The sequence below is a fragment of the Brevundimonas sp. genome, from assembly GCF_965278935.1.
In the GTDB taxonomy this organism is placed as follows: domain Bacteria; phylum Pseudomonadota; class Alphaproteobacteria; order Caulobacterales; family Caulobacteraceae; genus Brevundimonas.
The window spans coordinates 1923650-1938703 of record NZ_OZ257124.1 but is presented as its reverse complement, the minus strand read 5'-3'; the positions used below and the strand labels follow the sequence as shown (position 1 = coordinate 1938703).

The 15054-nt window shown below is 67.2% G+C and carries 20 protein-coding genes; 14 read left to right on the top strand and 6 right to left on the bottom strand.

The window, feature by feature from the left end; genetic code table 11:
* Window positions 1-2 precede the first annotated feature (2 nt).
* The 3 genes from ACQY68_RS09640 to ACQY68_RS09630 are packed head-to-tail and all read left to right on the top strand — an operon-like array spanning window position 3 to window position 2093.
* Window positions 3-458, top strand: coding sequence for a type II toxin-antitoxin system RatA family toxin (locus tag ACQY68_RS09640; RefSeq protein WP_428149159.1), 456 nt, complete (start codon window positions 3-5; stop codon window positions 456-458).
* Window positions 455-1567, top strand: a complete 1113-nt coding sequence (locus ACQY68_RS09635) for an NAD(P)/FAD-dependent oxidoreductase (RefSeq protein ID WP_428149158.1) — start codon at window positions 455-457, stop codon at window positions 1565-1567. The genes ACQY68_RS09640 and ACQY68_RS09635 overlap by 4 nt, the downstream gene beginning before the upstream one ends.
* Window positions 1560-2093 (top strand): GNAT family N-acetyltransferase, encoded by a 534-nt coding sequence (locus tag ACQY68_RS09630; protein WP_428149157.1) that lies wholly within the window; start codon window positions 1560-1562, stop codon window positions 2091-2093. Before ACQY68_RS09635 ends, ACQY68_RS09630 begins: the two co-directional genes overlap by 8 nt.
* A 3-nt stretch (window positions 2094-2096) precedes the next feature.
* Here ACQY68_RS09630 and ACQY68_RS09625 read toward each other — a convergent pair whose 3' ends face one another.
* Window positions 2097-2438: a hypothetical protein gene (locus tag ACQY68_RS09625; protein WP_428149156.1), complete on the bottom strand. Its 342-nt coding sequence runs from the start codon at window positions 2436-2438 to the stop codon at window positions 2097-2099.
* 178 nt (window positions 2439-2616) lie between these two features.
* Here ACQY68_RS09625 and rpmF point away from each other — a divergent pair, with 178 nt between their 5' ends.
* From rpmF to ACQY68_RS09570, 11 genes are all read left to right on the top strand, one after another.
* Entirely contained in the window at window positions 2617-2799 is a 183-nt protein-coding gene (gene rpmF / locus ACQY68_RS09620; protein WP_029416334.1) for a 50S ribosomal protein L32, read from the top strand.
* Between the two features lie 112 nt (window positions 2800-2911).
* On the top strand, window positions 2912-3529 hold the full coding sequence (locus ACQY68_RS09615) for a hypothetical protein (RefSeq protein WP_428149155.1): 618 nt from the start codon (window positions 2912-2914) through the stop codon (window positions 3527-3529).
* A gap of 85 nt (window positions 3530-3614) precedes the next feature.
* Window positions 3615-4892: a phosphopyruvate hydratase gene (eno, locus tag ACQY68_RS09610; RefSeq protein ID WP_428149153.1), complete on the top strand. Its 1278-nt coding sequence runs from the start codon at window positions 3615-3617 to the stop codon at window positions 4890-4892.
* A gap of 137 nt (window positions 4893-5029) precedes the next feature.
* Window positions 5030-5359 (top strand): FtsB family cell division protein, encoded by a 330-nt coding sequence (locus tag ACQY68_RS09605; protein ID WP_428149152.1) that lies wholly within the window; start codon window positions 5030-5032, stop codon window positions 5357-5359.
* Window positions 5360-5483: 124 nt separating this feature from the next.
* A complete protein-coding gene (gene pdhA / locus ACQY68_RS09600; RefSeq protein WP_428149151.1) occupies window positions 5484-6518 on the top strand; it encodes a pyruvate dehydrogenase (acetyl-transferring) E1 component subunit alpha in 1035 nt (344 codons plus the stop codon).
* Window positions 6515-7900: a pyruvate dehydrogenase complex E1 component subunit beta gene (locus ACQY68_RS09595; RefSeq protein WP_428149150.1), complete on the top strand. Its 1386-nt coding sequence runs from the start codon at window positions 6515-6517 to the stop codon at window positions 7898-7900. The genes pdhA and ACQY68_RS09595 overlap by 4 nt, the downstream gene beginning before the upstream one ends.
* Entirely contained in the window at window positions 7897-8217 is a 321-nt protein-coding gene (locus ACQY68_RS09590; RefSeq protein ID WP_428149149.1) for a DUF5076 domain-containing protein, read from the top strand. Before ACQY68_RS09595 ends, ACQY68_RS09590 begins: the two co-directional genes overlap by 4 nt.
* A complete protein-coding gene (locus tag ACQY68_RS09585) occupies window positions 8214-9503 on the top strand; it encodes a pyruvate dehydrogenase complex dihydrolipoamide acetyltransferase (protein WP_428152630.1) in 1290 nt (429 codons plus the stop codon). The genes ACQY68_RS09590 and ACQY68_RS09585 overlap by 4 nt, the downstream gene beginning before the upstream one ends.
* A gap of 4 nt (window positions 9504-9507) precedes the next feature.
* Window positions 9508-9987, top strand: coding sequence for a glutathione peroxidase (locus ACQY68_RS09580; RefSeq protein ID WP_428149147.1), 480 nt, complete (start codon window positions 9508-9510; stop codon window positions 9985-9987).
* A 2-nt stretch (window positions 9988-9989) separates the two neighbouring features.
* Window positions 9990-11393, top strand: a complete 1404-nt coding sequence (lpdA, locus tag ACQY68_RS09575; protein ID WP_428149146.1) for a dihydrolipoyl dehydrogenase — start codon at window positions 9990-9992, stop codon at window positions 11391-11393.
* On the top strand, window positions 11393-11596 hold the full coding sequence (locus ACQY68_RS09570; RefSeq protein WP_428149145.1) for a hypothetical protein: 204 nt from the start codon (window positions 11393-11395) through the stop codon (window positions 11594-11596). Before lpdA ends, ACQY68_RS09570 begins: the two co-directional genes overlap by 1 nt.
* A gap of 3 nt (window positions 11597-11599) precedes the next feature.
* Here ACQY68_RS09570 and ACQY68_RS09565 read toward each other — a convergent pair whose 3' ends face one another.
* The 5 genes from ACQY68_RS09565 to tmk are packed head-to-tail and all read right to left on the bottom strand — an operon-like array spanning window position 11600 to window position 15017.
* Entirely contained in the window at window positions 11600-11782 is a 183-nt protein-coding gene (locus ACQY68_RS09565) for a DUF3606 domain-containing protein (protein ID WP_013269402.1), read from the bottom strand.
* Window positions 11783-11834: 52 nt separating this feature from the next.
* The gene (locus ACQY68_RS09560) at window positions 11835-12638 is read right to left on the bottom strand and encodes an MBL fold metallo-hydrolase (protein WP_428149143.1); all 804 of its coding nucleotides are present in this window, start codon (window positions 12636-12638) and stop codon (window positions 11835-11837) included.
* Window positions 12635-13414 (bottom strand): TatD family hydrolase, encoded by a 780-nt coding sequence (locus ACQY68_RS09555; RefSeq protein ID WP_428149142.1) that lies wholly within the window; start codon window positions 13412-13414, stop codon window positions 12635-12637. Before ACQY68_RS09555 ends, ACQY68_RS09560 begins: the two co-directional genes overlap by 4 nt.
* Window positions 13414-14394 carry a DNA polymerase III subunit delta' gene (locus tag ACQY68_RS09550; protein ID WP_428149141.1) on the bottom strand — a complete coding sequence of 327 codons (981 nt, stop codon included), beginning with the start codon at window positions 14392-14394 and terminating at the stop codon, window positions 13414-13416. The genes ACQY68_RS09555 and ACQY68_RS09550 overlap by 1 nt, the downstream gene beginning before the upstream one ends.
* Entirely contained in the window at window positions 14391-15017 is a 627-nt protein-coding gene (tmk, locus tag ACQY68_RS09545) for a dTMP kinase (protein ID WP_428149140.1), read from the bottom strand. Before tmk ends, ACQY68_RS09550 begins: the two co-directional genes overlap by 4 nt.
* Window positions 15018-15054: the final 37 nt, after the last annotated feature.

Below are 15054 nucleotides of genomic sequence, written 5' to 3'. Positions count from 1 at the left end.
GATTGGCCGTCCACCGCGTCACCCGAACTCTGCCCTATACGCCCGCCCAGCTCGCCGATCTGGTGGCGGACGTGGAGACCTATCCGCGCTTCGTGAAATGGGTGTCGTCGATGCGGGTCTGGAACCGGCGCGAGGAGGCGGCGGGCGTGTCCGTTCTGGACGCCGAGGCGGCGGTGGGGTTCTCGTTTCTGAAGGAGCGGTTCTCGACCTGGGTCCGGCATGACCGCAACCTGCCGCGGGTCGAGGTCGGCCTGTTGCGAGGACCGTTCCGGCACCTGAAGAATCGTTGGGATTTTCATGAGACTTCAGAGGGTACGCGGCTGGAGTTCATGATCGACTTCGCCTTCAGGAGCCCGATCCTGAACGCCATGCTGAACGCCAATTTCGACTTGGCCGTCGGCAAGCTGATCGAAAGCTTCGAGGCCGAGGCGGCGCGTCGCTACGGGACGCCGCAATGACGGATTTCGACTTCGATGCGGTCGTCGTGGGCGCCGGGGCCGTGGGTCTGGCCTGTGGACGCGCGCTGTCGAAACGGGGGCTGAACGTGCTGGTCCTCGAGAAAGAGCCGCACATCGGTCAGGGAGTGTCCTCGCGAAACTCGGAGGTCATCCACGGCGGGCTCTATTATCCGACCGGGTCGCTGAAGGCGACGTTCTGCGTCGAGGGGCGGCGGGCGCTGTACGCCTATCTGGAGACGCGCAAGATCGATTACCGCAAGTGCGGGAAGCTGGTCGTAGCGACGCAGGAGGATGAAGTCGGGCTGATCGAGACGATCTTCCAGCAAGCGACGATCAATGGCGTCGAGGGGCTGGAGCATCTCAGCGGGCAACAGGCGCGGGCGATGGAGCCCGAGCTGAACGCCCACGCCGCCATCCTGTCGCCCGAGAGCGGCCTGTTCGCCAGCCACGACTACATGCTGGCCCTCGAAGGCGAGATCAAGGACGGCGGCGGATCGGTCGTGGTCTCGACGCCGTTCGAACGGGCCGAACCGCTGCCGGGCGGCGGGTTCACGATCACGGCGGGCGGGGAGGGCGGGGCGACCCTTACCTGTCGCCTTCTGGTCACCGCCCCCGGTCTGTCGTCGCAGGACGTGGCGGGGCGGATCGAGGGCTTTCCGGCGGACCACATCCCCAAAGGGCATTTCGGCAAGGGCGTCTATTTCCGCCTGACGGGCAAGGCGCCGTTCGACCGGCTGATTTATCCGCCGCCCATCGCGGGGGCTCTGGGCACCCACTATCGCAAGGACCTGGGCGGCCAGGCGGTGTTCGGGCCCGATCTCGAATACGTCGAGACCGAGGACTATTCGGTCGATCCGGCAAGGGCCGAGGGGTTCGCCACCTATATCCGCCGCTTCTGGCCAGGCCTGCCCGACGGCGCCCTGACGCCCGACTATGCGGGGATCAGGCCCAAGCTGCATGGGGCGGGCGAGCATCAGCCGGACTTCCAGCTGCGGGGCTGGGACGATCATGGCATCGAGGGGCTGGTCGCCCTGTTCGGCATCGAGAGCCCGGGCCTGACCAGTTCGCTGGCCATCGGCGAGGCGGTCGCGGATATGCTGGATGCCTGACCTGACCTTCCGCCCGGCGACGTTCGACGATGTCGACCGGTTGCAGGCCTTCGTCCACGCCGCCTATCGCGGCGACAGCGCCCGGCGCGGCTGGACCCACGAGGCGGATTTGCTGGACGGGCAGCGGACGGACGTCGAGGCGCTTCGGGCGATGCTCGACGACCCGACCTACGTCATCCTGCTGGCGGAACGGGGCGAGGCGCTGGCGGGCTGCGTCTCGGTCAACTACAAGGGCGACGGCCTGGCCTATCTCGGCATGCTGTCGGTCGATCCGTCGCGTCAGGGCGAGGGTCTGGGCCGCAGGCTGATCGCCGCCGCCGAGGCGGAGGCTGCCGACCGATTCGGGGCCCGTCGCATGGAGATGACCGTCATCGTCCAGCGCCGCGAGCTGATCGACTGGTATGTCCGCTGCGGCTACGCCGGGACAGGCGAGACCCGGCCGTTCCCGGCGGCTGATCCGCGATTCGGTCTGCCGCGCCGGGACGATCTGGCGTTCACGGTTCTGGCGCGCGACCTGTTCGCCTGAGCCTCAGACCGGACGAGGCTGGCCGAGGCCGAGGCTGAAGATCACGATCAGGGCCAGCACCCAGGCGAAGGGCGAGAACAGCAGGATCCACGCCGCCCGCTCGCGACGGAGCGCATAGGCGACCCAGGCCAGCACCGGCCCCAGCACGATGGCGACCGGGAAGGTCAGCATCGTGTAGATGAAGACATAGATCATGGTGTTCACGCCGGCGTCGGTCGCCATCACCGACATCATCCCCATCATCGCCGCCGGGATGATCGCCAGAACCGCCACGACCGATCCGATGATCAGCCACAGCTTGAGGGTCTTGCTGCGGGGCGGGCGAGGGGCGTCGGGCTCGGTCATGACGGCATTTGACGCGGTCGGGTCGGGGACGGCAAGGCTTGCTTCAGCGGGGTTGAACTTCCGTCCGGCTTGGGGCATAAGCCCGCGCTCGCTGGCGGCTCTCTCGAGGGGCCGCCGCTTCTGTTTTTTGCGTCAGGCCCTCCCGGGAACCGGCGCCGTATACGAGATCGAGACGGACATGGCCGTTCCTAAGCGCAAAGTATCGCCCTCGCGTCGCAACATGCGCCGCGCCCACGACGCCCTGGGGACCAACCCCTACACGGAAGACAAGGACACGGGCGAACTGCGTCGCTCGCACCACATCGACCTGAAGACCGGCACCTATCGTGGCCGTCAGGTTCTGACGCCGAAGGAAGACTAGTTTTCGCCAGTCGGGCCGTGGCCTGACGACGAAACCGTGAAGTTTGCGGCGCGCGGGTCAACCGCGCGCCGTTTTCATGCGTTTATGCCGCTCCACATCGAGGAGTGATCGCATGATCCGCACCCTGTCCGCCGTCGCCGTCTCCGCCCTGCTGCTCGCCGCCTGCGGTCAGCCCGCCTCCGAGCCCGCCACGGCCCCGGAAACTCCCGCACCGACTGTGCCCGCCACCCCAGCGCCCGACGCCAACGCCCTGACGGCTGGCGGATACGGTCCGCTGCGCATCGGCATGAGCAAGGCCGAGGTGATCGCCGCCGTGGGCGACAAGTTCAATCCGAGTCTGGTCGGGGGCGCCGAGCCCGACGTCTGCGACCAATGGCGTCCGGCCCGTTCGCCGGAAGGCGTTACGGTGATGCTGGAGAACGGCATCCTGACCCGCATCTCCGTGGCCTCGCCCTCGACCTTGAAGACCGATCGCGGCTTCGGCGTCGGTGACACCGCCGCCGCCATCAAGGCGGCCTATGGTCCGCTGGCCGTGTCCCAGCCGCACAAGTATTCGGCGCCGCCTGCCGAGGACATCTTCATCTGGACCACGGGCGGCCCCGCCACCGCCGGCGAATATGTCCAGGACGCCGCCGCGCGTGGCGTCCGCTACGAGATCGACGGCGAGGGAAAGGTGTCCATCATCCACGTCGGCGGTCCCTCGATCCAGCTGGTCGAGGGCTGCTCGTAACCTCCGGCTGAGCCGAGGTTGGCGATTCGCAGGCGTCGGGCTAAACCCCGACGCCTGCACTCCCTCGCTCCTCGAAGGCCTCCCCATGACCGACATCGCCGACATCGTCGCCCGCCAGATTCTCGACAGCCGGGGCAACCCCACGGTCGAGGTGGATGTGGTCCTGGATGACGGCTCGTTCGGCCGCGCGGCCGTGCCCTCGGGCGCGTCAACCGGCGCCCATGAGGCGGTCGAACTGCGCGACGGCGACAAGGACCGCTGGGGCGGCAAGGGCGTCCAGAACGCGGTCGACGCCGTCAACGGCGAAATCTTCGACGCCCTGTCGGGCATGGACGCCGAGGACCAGCGCCGCATCGACGAGGCCCTGATCACCCTCGACGGCACCGAGAACAAGGGCCGTCTGGGCGCCAACGCCATCCTCGGCGTGTCCCTCGCTGTCGCCAAGGCCAGCGCCATCTCGGTCGGCCTGCCGCTGTTCCGCTATGTCGGCGGCATCTCGGCCCGCGTCCTGCCGACCCCGATGATGAACATCATCAACGGCGGCGCCCACGCCGACAATCCGATCGACATCCAGGAGTTCATGATCCTGCCGACCGGCGCCGAGAGCTTCTCTGAAGGTCTGCGCATGGGCTCGGAGATCTTCCACGCCCTGAAGAAGCAACTGAAGGACGCGGGCCACAACACCAACGTCGGCGACGAGGGCGGCTTCGCCCCGAACCTGGCCTCGGCCGAAGAGGCCCTGAGTTTCATCACCAAGGCCGGCCAGGCGGCCGGGTATCTGGCCGGCGAAGACTTCCACCTGGCGCTCGACGTCGCCGCGACCGAGTTCTTCAAGGACGGCGCCTACAACATGGCCGGCGAAGGCAAGATCCTGGGCGGGGAGGGGATGGTCGCCTACCTCGCCGACCTGTGCGAGCGCTTCCCCATCGTCTCGATCGAGGACGGCTGCGCCGAGGACGATTTCGAGGGCTGGAAGCTGCTGACCGACGCGCTCGGCGAACGGGTCCAGATCGTCGGCGACGACCTGTTCGTCACCAATCCGGCGCGTCTGGCGGCCGGCATCGGCGAGGGCTTGGCCAACTCCATCCTGATCAAGGTCAACCAGATCGGCACGCTTTCGGAGACGCTGGATGCGGTCGATATGGCCCACCGCGCCGGCTACACGGCCGTCATGAGCCACCGTTCGGGCGAGACCGAGGACTCGACCATCGCCGACCTGGCCGTCGCCACCAACTGCGGACAGATCAAAACCGGCTCGCTGGCCCGTTCGGATCGCACGGCCAAGTACAACCAGCTGCTCCGCATCGAGGAGATGCTGGGCGACCAGGCGTCCTACTACGGCGACGGAATGCTGCTGAAATAGGCGACAGGAAAGGGCGGGCGTCATCGGCGTCCGCCTCTTCGCTCAAAACGACGCGTTTCTACGGCAAAGCTAGGGTTTGTTAGGCATTTCCGGTCACAAACGATCAACTGTGACCACGCTCAGAAGGAGCGTTCGTGATGCCCGAACGGATGAAGCCCTACTCGTTGTCCGCATTCCTCTTTTTGCTCGTCGTGTATCTGGGGGTCCAGGCGCTGACGGGGGAACGCGGGCTGCTCAGCGGAACGGCGCGCGATGCGCGGCTGGCCCAGCGCGAGGCCCAACTCACCACCCTGACCGAACAGCGCGCGGACCTGGAGGTTCGCGTCCGTTACCTGCGGACCGGCAGCCTGTCGCGCGATCTGCTGGAAGAGCGGGCCCGCGCCGTGCTCGGTTTCAGCGATCCGCGCGACTATGTGATCCGCACCGTCGCCACCGCGCCGACCGCCCCGGGCGCAAACCTCTCCTGAACTCTTGTTACAGCCAAGGCTGCGTGCTTTGCCTTTGGGGAACGAAGGCTGCTACAGCCGCTTTCCGTAACGACAAGAGGCCCGAACGGCGCGTTTCGCCATGGGCTCCACCGGGAGATGCCGGATGGCGAGAGCCGCCCAGAAGACCACGGATTCCAAAGGGTCCGCCAAGATTCCAAATGCGCCGACGGCGTCGAAGGAGGATCTGCTCAGGTACTATCGCGAGATGGTCCTGATCCGCCGCTTCGAGGAGCGGGCGGGCCAGCTGTACGGAATGGGTCTGATCGGCGGCTTCTGCCACCTCTACATCGGCCAGGAGGCCGTGGCCGTGGGCGTTCAGGAGAGCGTCAAACAGGGCCACGACAAGATCATCACCGGCTACCGCGATCACGGCCACATGCTGGCCGCCGGCATGGACCCGAAAGAGGTCATGGCCGAGCTGACCGGTCGCTCGGGCGGGTCATCCAAGGGCAAGGGCGGGTCGATGCACATGTTCGACGTGCCGACCGGATTCTATGGCGGCCACGGAATTGTCGGCGCCCAGGTGGCGCTCGGCACCGGCCTGGCCTTCGCCGGCAAGTACCGCGGCGATGACTCGGTCGCCTTCATCTACTTCGGCGACGGCGCCTCGAACCAGGGTCAGGTCTACGAGAGCTTCAACATGGCCCAGCTGTGGAAGCTGCCGGCCATCTACATCATCGAGAACAACCAGTACGCCATGGGCACGAGCATCGAGCGCTCGTCCTCGACGACCGAGCTGTACATGCGCGGCGCCAGCTTCGGCATCCCGGGCGAGCAGGTGGACGGCATGGACGTGCTGGCGGTCAAGGACGCGGTCGAACGCGCAGTCAAGCGCGCCCGCGAAGGCGGCGGCCCCTTCATCCTCGAAGTGAAGACCTATCGCTATCGTGGTCACTCGATGTCGGATCCGGCCAAATACCGGTCAAAGGACGAGGTCGACGAGGTCAAGAAGACCCGCGACCCGATCGACCACGTCAAGATGCTGCTCGAACAGGCCAAGGCCACCGAGGACGAGCTGAAAGCCATCGACGCCGAGGTCAAACAGATCGTCGCCGAGGCGGTCCAGTTCGCCCAGGAAAGCCCCGAGCCCGATCCGTCCGAGCTTTATACCGACGTCTATGTGGAGACCGCAGCGTGACCGACATTCTGATGCCGGCGCTGTCGCCCACGATGGAAGAGGGCAATCTGACCAAGTGGCACGTGAAAGCGGGCGACACGGTCAAGGCGGGCGACGTGATCGCCGAGATCGAGACCGACAAGGCCACGATGGAGGTCGAGGCCGTCGACGAGGGCGAGATCGCCGAGATTCTGGTGGCCGAGGGCGCCGAGGGTGTGAAGGTCAACACGCCGATCGCGCGGATGGCCGGTGAAGCCGGCGCGGCCGCCCCGGCCCCCAAGGCTGCCCCGGAAGCCGACAAGGCCGAGGCCGAAACGCCCAAGGCCGCCGCAGAGGGCAAGACCGGTGATCCCGAAAAGGCGCCGGCACAGTCCTCGACCCCGAAGGTCGAACTGCGCGATCCGGAAATCCCGGCCGACGCCAAACTGGTCAAGACGACCGTGCGCGACGCCTTGCGCGACGCGATGGCCGAGGAGATGCGCCGCGACGAGAACGTCTTCCTGATCGGCGAGGAGGTCGCCCAGTACCAGGGCGCCTACAAGGTCAGCCGCGAGCTGCTGCAGGAGTTCGGCGACCGCCGCGTGGTCGACACCCCCATCACTGAGCATGGCTTCGCCGGTCTGGGCGTCGGCGCGGCGATGTCGGGCCTGCGCCCCATCGTTGAGTTCATGACCTTCAACTTCGCCATGCAGGCGATCGACCACATCATCAACTCGGCCGCCAAGACCCTCTACATGTCGGGCGGCCAGATCCGGGCGCCCATCGTGTTCCGCGGTCCGAACGGCGCGGCCAGCCGCGTCGGCGCCCAGCACAGCCAGGACTATTCCGCCTGGTACGCCCAGGTGCCCGGACTGAAGGTCGTCGCCCCCTATGACGCGGCCGACGCCAAGGGCCTGCTCAAGTCCGCGATCCGCGACCCGAACCCCGTGGTCTTCCTCGAACACGAGATGATGTACGGCATCGAGTTCGACGTGCCGGACGTCGAGGACTATCTGGTCCCGATCGGCAAGGCCAAGGTCCGCCGAGAAGGCACGGACGTGACCATTACGGCCCATGCCCGCATGGTCGGTTTCGCCCTGCAGGCCGCCGAACAGCTCGAGGCCGAGGGCATCTCGTGCGAGGTCGTCGACCTGCGCACCCTGCGTCCGCTGGATCACGAGACCATCGTCGCCAGCGTCAAGAAGACCAGCCGTCTGGTCTCGGCCGAAGAGGGCTGGGGTCCGATGGGCGTCGGCGCCGAGGTCGTGGCCCGGGTCATAGAACACGCCTTCGACTATCTGGACGCTCCGCCGCTGCGTGTGCACCAGGAAGACGTGCCGCTCCCCTATGCCGCCAACCTGGAAGTCCTGTCGCTGCCCGGCGTCGACAAGATCGTCGCAGCCGTGAAAGCGGTGATGGCGTGAGCACCGAGCCGTCCGAGTTCGAGCTGACGGTGCCGGACAGCGTGGCGGCCGACGCGGAGGCCATCGAACTGATCCGCATCTGGTGGTCGAAGAACGAGCCCGTCATGTCGGTCATGCCTGCCTTCGACGACCCGGCAAAGTTCGGCGAGCTTCTGGCGATCGCCGCGAGGCACATGGCGTATGGATATGCTGTGCGTCACGGCCACGATGAGAAGACCGCCTATAACCGAATTCTCCAGGGGCTCAGCGACGTGATCAAGGCCGACAATGTCGCCACCGTCGCCGAACCCGCCACCTTGAAGGGGGGCAACGCCTGATGACCGACATCCTGATGCCCGCCCTGTCGCCCACCATGGAAGAGGGCGTTCTGGCCAAATGGCACGTCAAGGCCGGCGATGTCGTCAAGGCCGGCGACGTGATCGCCGAGATCGAGACCGACAAGGCGACCATGGAGGTCGAGGCCGTCGATGAGGGGACGATCACCGACATCCTGGTGGCCGAGGGCTCCGAGGGCGTGAAGGTCAACACCCCGATCGCGCGTCTGGCGGAGGAGGGCGGTTCGACCGCTCCCGCGCCGAAGGCCGCCGAACCGGCCAGGGCCGAGGCTCCGAAAGCGGAAGCCGCAGCGGCTCCGGCCGCGAGCGCGCCGGCCCCGGCCAAGTCCGCGCCCGCTCCGGCGGCGTCGAAATCCGGCGAGCGCGTTTTCGCCTCGCCGCTTGCCCGTCGTCTGGCGAAGGACGCCGGCCTCGACCTGTCGACCCTCAAGGGCTCGGGTCCGCACGGCCGTATCGTGAAGTCGGACGTGGAGGCCGCCGGCAAGGGCGGCGCCCGCCCGGCCGCCGCGCCCGCAGCCGCCGCCTCGGGCATCGAGGCCCGCAAGGTTCAGTCGCTCGCCGACATGGGCATTCCGGACGGCAGCTACGACCTCGTTCCGCTGGACGGCATGCGCAAGGCCATCGCGCGCCGCATGGTCGGCTCGATCCAGAATGTGCCGCACTTCCCCCTGACCATCGACGTCGAGATCGACGCCCTTCTCGCCGCGCGCGCCAAGGTCAACGGCCTGCTCGAAAAGTCGGGCGTGAAGGTTTCGGTCAACGACTTCGTCATCAAGGCCGCCGCCATGGCTCTGAAGGCCGTGCCGGAAGCCAACGCCAGCTACTCGCCGGAAGGAATCGCCCTGCATCACAACGCCGACGTGGCGATGGCGGTGGCGATCGACGGCGGCCTGATCACCCCGATCATCTTCAAGGCCGAAACCAAGACCCTGTCGCAGATCGCTGTAGAGTCGAAGGATCTGGCCAAGCGCGCTCGCGAGCGCAAGCTGAAGCCGGAGGAATTCCAGGGCGGCACCTTCTCGGTGTCCAACTTGGGCATGTTCGGCATCAGGCAGTTCTCCTCGATCATCAACGAGCCCCAGGGCGCGATCATGAGCGTGGGCGCGGGCGAGCAGCGTCCGGTCGTCAAAAACGGCCAGCTGACCGTCGCGACGGTCATGACGGTCACCGTCACCTGCGATCACCGCGTGGTCGACGGCGCGACCGGCGCCCGCTTCCTGCAGGCGTTCAAACCCCTGATCGAAGACCCCGTCACCATGCTGGCCTAGGCCGATGCCCTCGATCTACGATTTCACCGCCACCGGCATCGACGGGACCGAGGTCTCGCTGGACCGCTTTCGCGGCAAGGCTCTGCTGATCGTCAACACGGCCTCGAAATGCGGTTTCACCGGCCAGTACGCCGGGCTGGAGGCTCTGCACCGTCAATACGCGGACCAGAAGTTTGAAGTGCTGGGCTTTCCCTGCAACCAGTTCGGCGGCCAGGAGCCGGGCAAGGCGGCCGAGATCGCGTCCTTCTGCAGCACGACCTATGACGTCGACTTCCCGCTGTTCGACAAGGTCGAGGTCAACGGACCGAACCGGCATCCCATCTACGACTGGCTGACCAGCCAGAAGAGGGGCTTCCTCGGGAGCCGCGACATCAAGTGGAACTTCACCAAGTTCCTGACGGACCGGGAGGGCAGGGTGGTCGCCCGCTTCGCGCCCCAGGTCGAACCCGCGGCCATCGCGCCCGAAATCGACAAGGTAATCTAGGCATGGCTGACTTCGATCTCATCGTCATTGGTTCGGGTCCCGGGGGCTATGTGGCCGCGATCCGAGCCAGCCAGCTGGGCCAGAAGGTCGCCATCGTCGAGCGCGAGAACCTGGGCGGCATCTGCTTGAACTGGGGCTGTATCCCGACCAAGGCGCTGCTCAAGTCCGGCGAGAAGTTCGAGAGCCTGTCCCACCTGAAGGAGTATGGCCTCAGCGCCTCGGGCGCGACGTTCGACTTCGACGCCATCATCCAGCGCTCGCGCGGCGTCGCGGCGACGATGAGCAAGGGCATCACCTTCCTGATGAAGAAGAACAAGATCGAGGTCATCGAGGGGTCGGCGAAGCTGGAGAAGGGCGCGGCGGCTCCGAAGGTCGTGATCGCCCTGAAGGCCGGCGGATCGCGCACGGTCGAGGCCAAGGCGGTCATGCTGGCGGTCGGGGCCCGCGCCAGGGCCATCCCGCAGATCGGGCTGAAAGCCGATGGCGACAGGATCTGGGCCTATCGCGAGGCCCTGGCGCCCAAGACCATGCCGGCCTCGATCGTGGTCATCGGCTCGGGCGCAATCGGCATCGAATTCGGCAGCTTCTACAGGGCGCTAGGCGCTGAAGTTACCGTGGTGGAAGCGGTCGATCGCATCATGCCGGTCGAGGACGAAGAGGTCTCCAAGGCCGCCCAGAAGTCGTTCGAGAAGCGTGGGATCAAATTCCGGACGGGCTGCAAGGTCACGAAGGTGTCCAGGGCCGGGAAGGGCGTCCAGATCGCGATCGAGGCCGGCGGCAAGGCCGAGACGCTGGAGGCCGAGGTCTGCATCTCGGCGGTCGGCATCACCGCCAACACCGACGGCATCGGTCTGGAGGCCTTGGGCGTCAACATGGACCGCGGCCACATCACCATCGACGGCCACTGCGCCACGAACGTGAAGGGGCTGTACGCCATCGGCGACTGCGCCGGCGCGCCCTGGCTGGCGCACAAGGCCTCGCACGAAGGCATCCACGCGGCCGAATACATCGCCGGCTACAAGACCCCGAACGTCGTCTCGCCGATCGCCGGCTGCACCTACGCCCAGCCGCAGGTCGCCTCGGTCGGTGTCACGGAGCAGGGCGCGCGCGAGGCCAAACGCGATGTCAAGATCGGCCGCTTCCCGTTCCGGGTGAACGGCAAGGCCGTGGCGGCCGGTGAGGTCGACGGGTTCGTGAAGGTGATCTTCGATGTGAAGACCGGCGCCCTGATCGGCGCCCACATGATCGGCCATGAGGTCACCGAGATGATCCAGGGCTATGTCACCGCCATCACCATGGAAGCGACCGAGGAAGACATCCACGGCATCGTCTATCCGCACCCGACGATGTCCGAGGCCATGCACGAGGCGGCGCTGGACGCCTACGGGCGGACGATCCACCTGTGATGGTCGCACCGTTCGCGAAGGTCACCGAGACCAACGGCCGGGTTCATTGGGTCAATCTGACTCATGTTCGCGAGTTGATCGTGAAACCGGCCAAGGGCGACCGGCCGGTGCTGACCGAGATCAATATCGACAACAACGCGGTGGCGTCGGTCTTCACCGTCGTGGAGACGCCGGAGCAGATTCTGGCGCAGACAATCGGCTGAGCCTCAGCGCTTCTTGCCCAACTCGGCCGCGATGTCCTTGACCATGCGGCCGGCCTTGCGGTGGGCGGCGGTGATCTGGTCGCGGGTGACGCCCCAGCGCTTCATCCAGTATTCGACGGCCTGACGCTCGGAGAGGTCGAGACGGTCCTTGTCGATGAAGCCGCGTTTGTCCTTGAGACCGGCCATGAGGGCGTTTCCTGTTTGCGCCTAAGATATATTATGCGAAATCTTGGGTGGGTCAGAGCGGGATACTGGCGGTCCAGCCGTCGAACCCGACCTCGATATTGGCCGGAAGAAGCGCCGACAAGGCGTTGTAATCCAGATCGATATGCAGGTTCGTCAGTACGGCGCGCTCGACGCCGCTGCGCGCGATCCAGGCCAGCGTCCGATCGACATGACTGTGCGTCGGATGGCTCGTCCAGCGCAGCGCGTCGACGATCCAGAGACGACATCCGGCCAGGGCCTCGAACGCCGCACCGTCCAGGTCGTCGATGTCGCTCGAATATGCGATCGGCCCCATGCAGTAGCCGACCGACCGGATCGGCCCGTGACCCTGATCGAAGGTCACGACCGGCACCGCGCCGCCGGCGCCCTCGACCGACCAATGCACGCCGTGGTCCGGGATGTCGCAGAGGTCGAGGATGGCCGGATAACCCTGATGGCTCTCGAAGATGTACGGGAAGCGCGGCACGAGCGCGTCGCGCGTGGCGGCATCCATCCAAGCCGGAATCTTCTTGCGACGACGGATGGCGAACACCCGCAGGTCGTCGATCCCGTGCGTCTGGTCGGCGTGGTCGTGGGTGTAGAGGACCGCATCGATGGACTTCACACCGGCTCTCAACATCTGCTCACGAAGGTCTGGTGACGTATCAATCAGGACAGTCGTATCGCCATCGGCACCCCGCCGCCGGATCAGGGCCGAACAGCGGCTGCGCCTGTTCTTCGGTTCCGAGGGATCGCAGACGCCCCAGTCACCGTCGCCACGCGGCACGCCGCCGGACGAACCGCTGCCGAGGATGGTGATCTCCAGCTCGCCGGTCACGGCCTCGGGATCCTGTCGAACAGGCTGAAGAAGGCGTCGGTGGTCTTCGCCTCCGCCTCCTCCCGCGACCAGCCCCGGATGTCCGCCAGGGCCTGCAGCACATGGCCGATATAGGCCGGCTCGTTGCGACGGCCCCGATGCGGCACGGGCGCCAGATACGGACAATCGGTCTCGACGATGATCCGGTCGGCGGGCATGGCGCGGACCACCTGACGCACGTCCTCGGCCGCCTTGAAGGTCGCTATGCCTGACACCGAGAACCACGCGCCCATTTCTGCAGCCTGTTCCGCCAGTTCCGCGCCACTGGTGTAGCAATGCATGAGGAACCGGAACGGCGCCCGGGCCTGTCCCTCGCGCAGGATCGCGGCCATCTCGGCGTCGGCCTCTCGCGTATGGACGATCAGCGGCAGGCCGGTCGCTTGCGCCGCCTCGATGTGGACGCGGAAGACATCGGCCTGAACCTCGCGCGGGCTGAGGTCGTAGTGGAAGTCGAGGCCGCATTCGCCGATGCCGACGACGCGCGGTCGCCGGGCCAGGGCGATCAGGTCGTCGGCCGTCATCGCCGTATGATCCTTCGCCTCGTGCGGATGGGCGCCGACGGTGCACCAGATGTCGGGGTGCGCCATGGCCAGGCCGTGGGTCGCCTCGAAGGTCGAGAGCTTATCGGAGATCTCGACCATCATCTGCACGCCGGCCTCGCGGGCGCGGGCGATGACGGCGTCGCGGTCCTCGTCGAACTGGACGGCGTGGAGGTTCACATGGCTGTCGATCAGCATCAGCCCGCCATCCGTTTGACGCGCGCCAGATCGGCCAGGGCCCCGGCCAGCAGGTCGCCCTTGTCGAGGTTGATCGCCGCCGCCCGCTCCGGCGCCTCGGTCAGCCGGGTCCACAGATCCGCCCAAGCCGCCCCCTGCCCCGACTGCGCCAGCGACCGGGCCTTCACGGCGGCGGCCAATCGGTCCAGCAGGGCCTCGAACCGCGCCTGACCCTCCGCGCCGCGGAAGCCGTCGGCGAGCGACAGAGCTTCGGCGCGATCCACCGGCCCCTCATCGACCCAGCGGCGCGCCAAGCGGTCCAGTTCGAGGTTGGCCGCCGTCGCCAGAGACAGGGCCGCGCCGGGAGACCCCCGCGCCATACCGGCGATGCGGACGGCCTCGTCACGGTCCAGTTCGGTCTGGCGCGCCAGCAGACCGGCGACCTCGGGCTCGGGCCAGGGTTGGAAGGTCAGGCGGCGGCAGCGCGAGCGGATCGTGGCCAGCAACCGGCCCGGCGCATGGGTGACCAGGAACAGCACGCCACGCTCGGGCGGTTCCTCCAGAACCTTAAGCAAGGCATTGGCAGCATTCAGGTTCAGATCGTCCGCCGCATCGATGATCGCCACGCGATAGTCGGCCCGCGACGGGCTTTTCGAAAAGAACTCCGGCAGGTCGCGGGCCTGATCGACGGAGATCGACTTCTTCGTCTTGCCGCCATCCACCAGCCGTTCCAGCACCAGCAGGTCGGGATGGGACTGGGCGGTGATCAGCTGGCTGACCGGATCGGACGGCCGGGCACCGAGCGGTCCGCGCGCCGGGTCGGGGGCGGCGCCCAGCAACCGCCGCGCGGCCCTGTAGGCGAAGGTCGCCTTGCCCAGACCCTCGGGGCCGCAAACCATCCAGGCGTGGTGCAGCCGTCCGCGATCCAGGGCGTCGAGAAAGGCGGTCTCGGCTTCCGGCGACGGGACCAGGTCGAAACGGTCGCGCGGGTGCTCGCTCACGGCAGGATCGGCTCGATGGCGCGCCAGACGCGTTCGGATACCGCATCCGGTTCGCCGGTGGCGTCGATGATTCGACAGCGCTCAGGATGTTGAGCCGCCACGGACAGGAAGCCGTCGCGCAGGCGGCGGTGGAACGCCAGCCCCTTGGTCTCGAACCGCGTCTCCGCCGCGCCCCGCGCCAGCGCACGCTCCAGACCCACCTCGACCGGCAGGTCGAAGATCAGTGTCAGGTCCGGCTGGTCGTTGGCGACGATGACGGCGTCCAGGGTTTCGATGAACGCGGCCGGCGCGCCGCCGCCGGCGCCCTGGTAGGCGCGGCTGGAATCGGCGAAGCGATCGCAGATGACCCAGCGCCCGGCCTCCAGCGCGGGCCGGACCGTCTTCTCCAGATGGTCGCTGCGGGCCGCGAACATCAGCAGGGTCTCGGTCAGGGCCGACCAGCGGCCGGCGTCGCCGTTCAGGGCGATGTGACGAATCTCCTCGGCGCCGGGAGAACCGCCGGGCTCGCGCGTGTGCACGACGTCGATACCGCGCGCCTTCAGGCGGGCGACCAGTCTGGCGGCCTGGGTGGACTTGCCGGTCCCCTCCCCGCCCTCAAGCGTTATGAATTGTCCTCGGGTCACCGGCGCACAATGGCGACCCGGACGGCCGGGGCCAAGG

Bases quoted from the DNA above. Each gene is read 5' to 3' on its own strand.
- pdhA (WP_428149151.1), top strand. From the start codon at position 5,484: ATGGCGAGAGCCGCCCAGAAGACCACGGATTCCAAAGGGTCCGCCAAG.
- ACQY68_RS09565 (WP_013269402.1), bottom strand. From the start codon at position 11,782: ATGGCCGGTCTCAAGGACAAACGCGGCTTCATCGACAAGGACCGTCTC.
- ACQY68_RS09570 (WP_428149145.1), top strand. From the start codon at position 11,393: ATGGTCGCACCGTTCGCGAAGGTCACCGAGACCAACGGCCGGGTTCAT.
- lpdA (WP_428149146.1), top strand. From the start codon at position 9,990: ATGGCTGACTTCGATCTCATCGTCATTGGTTCGGGTCCCGGGGGCTAT.
- rpmF (WP_029416334.1), top strand. From the start codon at position 2,617: ATGGCCGTTCCTAAGCGCAAAGTATCGCCCTCGCGTCGCAACATGCGC.
- ACQY68_RS09615 (WP_428149155.1), top strand. From the start codon at position 2,912: ATGATCCGCACCCTGTCCGCCGTCGCCGTCTCCGCCCTGCTGCTCGCC.
- ACQY68_RS09630 (WP_428149157.1), top strand. From the start codon at position 1,560: ATGCCTGACCTGACCTTCCGCCCGGCGACGTTCGACGATGTCGACCGG.
- eno (WP_428149153.1), top strand. From the start codon at position 3,615: ATGACCGACATCGCCGACATCGTCGCCCGCCAGATTCTCGACAGCCGG.
- ACQY68_RS09635 (WP_428149158.1), top strand. From the start codon at position 455: ATGACGGATTTCGACTTCGATGCGGTCGTCGTGGGCGCCGGGGCCGTG.
- ACQY68_RS09580 (WP_428149147.1), top strand. From the start codon at position 9,508: ATGCCCTCGATCTACGATTTCACCGCCACCGGCATCGACGGGACCGAG.
- ACQY68_RS09555 (WP_428149142.1), bottom strand. From the start codon at position 13,414: ATGCTGATCGACAGCCATGTGAACCTCCACGCCGTCCAGTTCGACGAG.
- ACQY68_RS09605 (WP_428149152.1), top strand. From the start codon at position 5,030: ATGCCCGAACGGATGAAGCCCTACTCGTTGTCCGCATTCCTCTTTTTG.
- ACQY68_RS09625 (WP_428149156.1), bottom strand. From the start codon at position 2,438: ATGACCGAGCCCGACGCCCCTCGCCCGCCCCGCAGCAAGACCCTCAAG.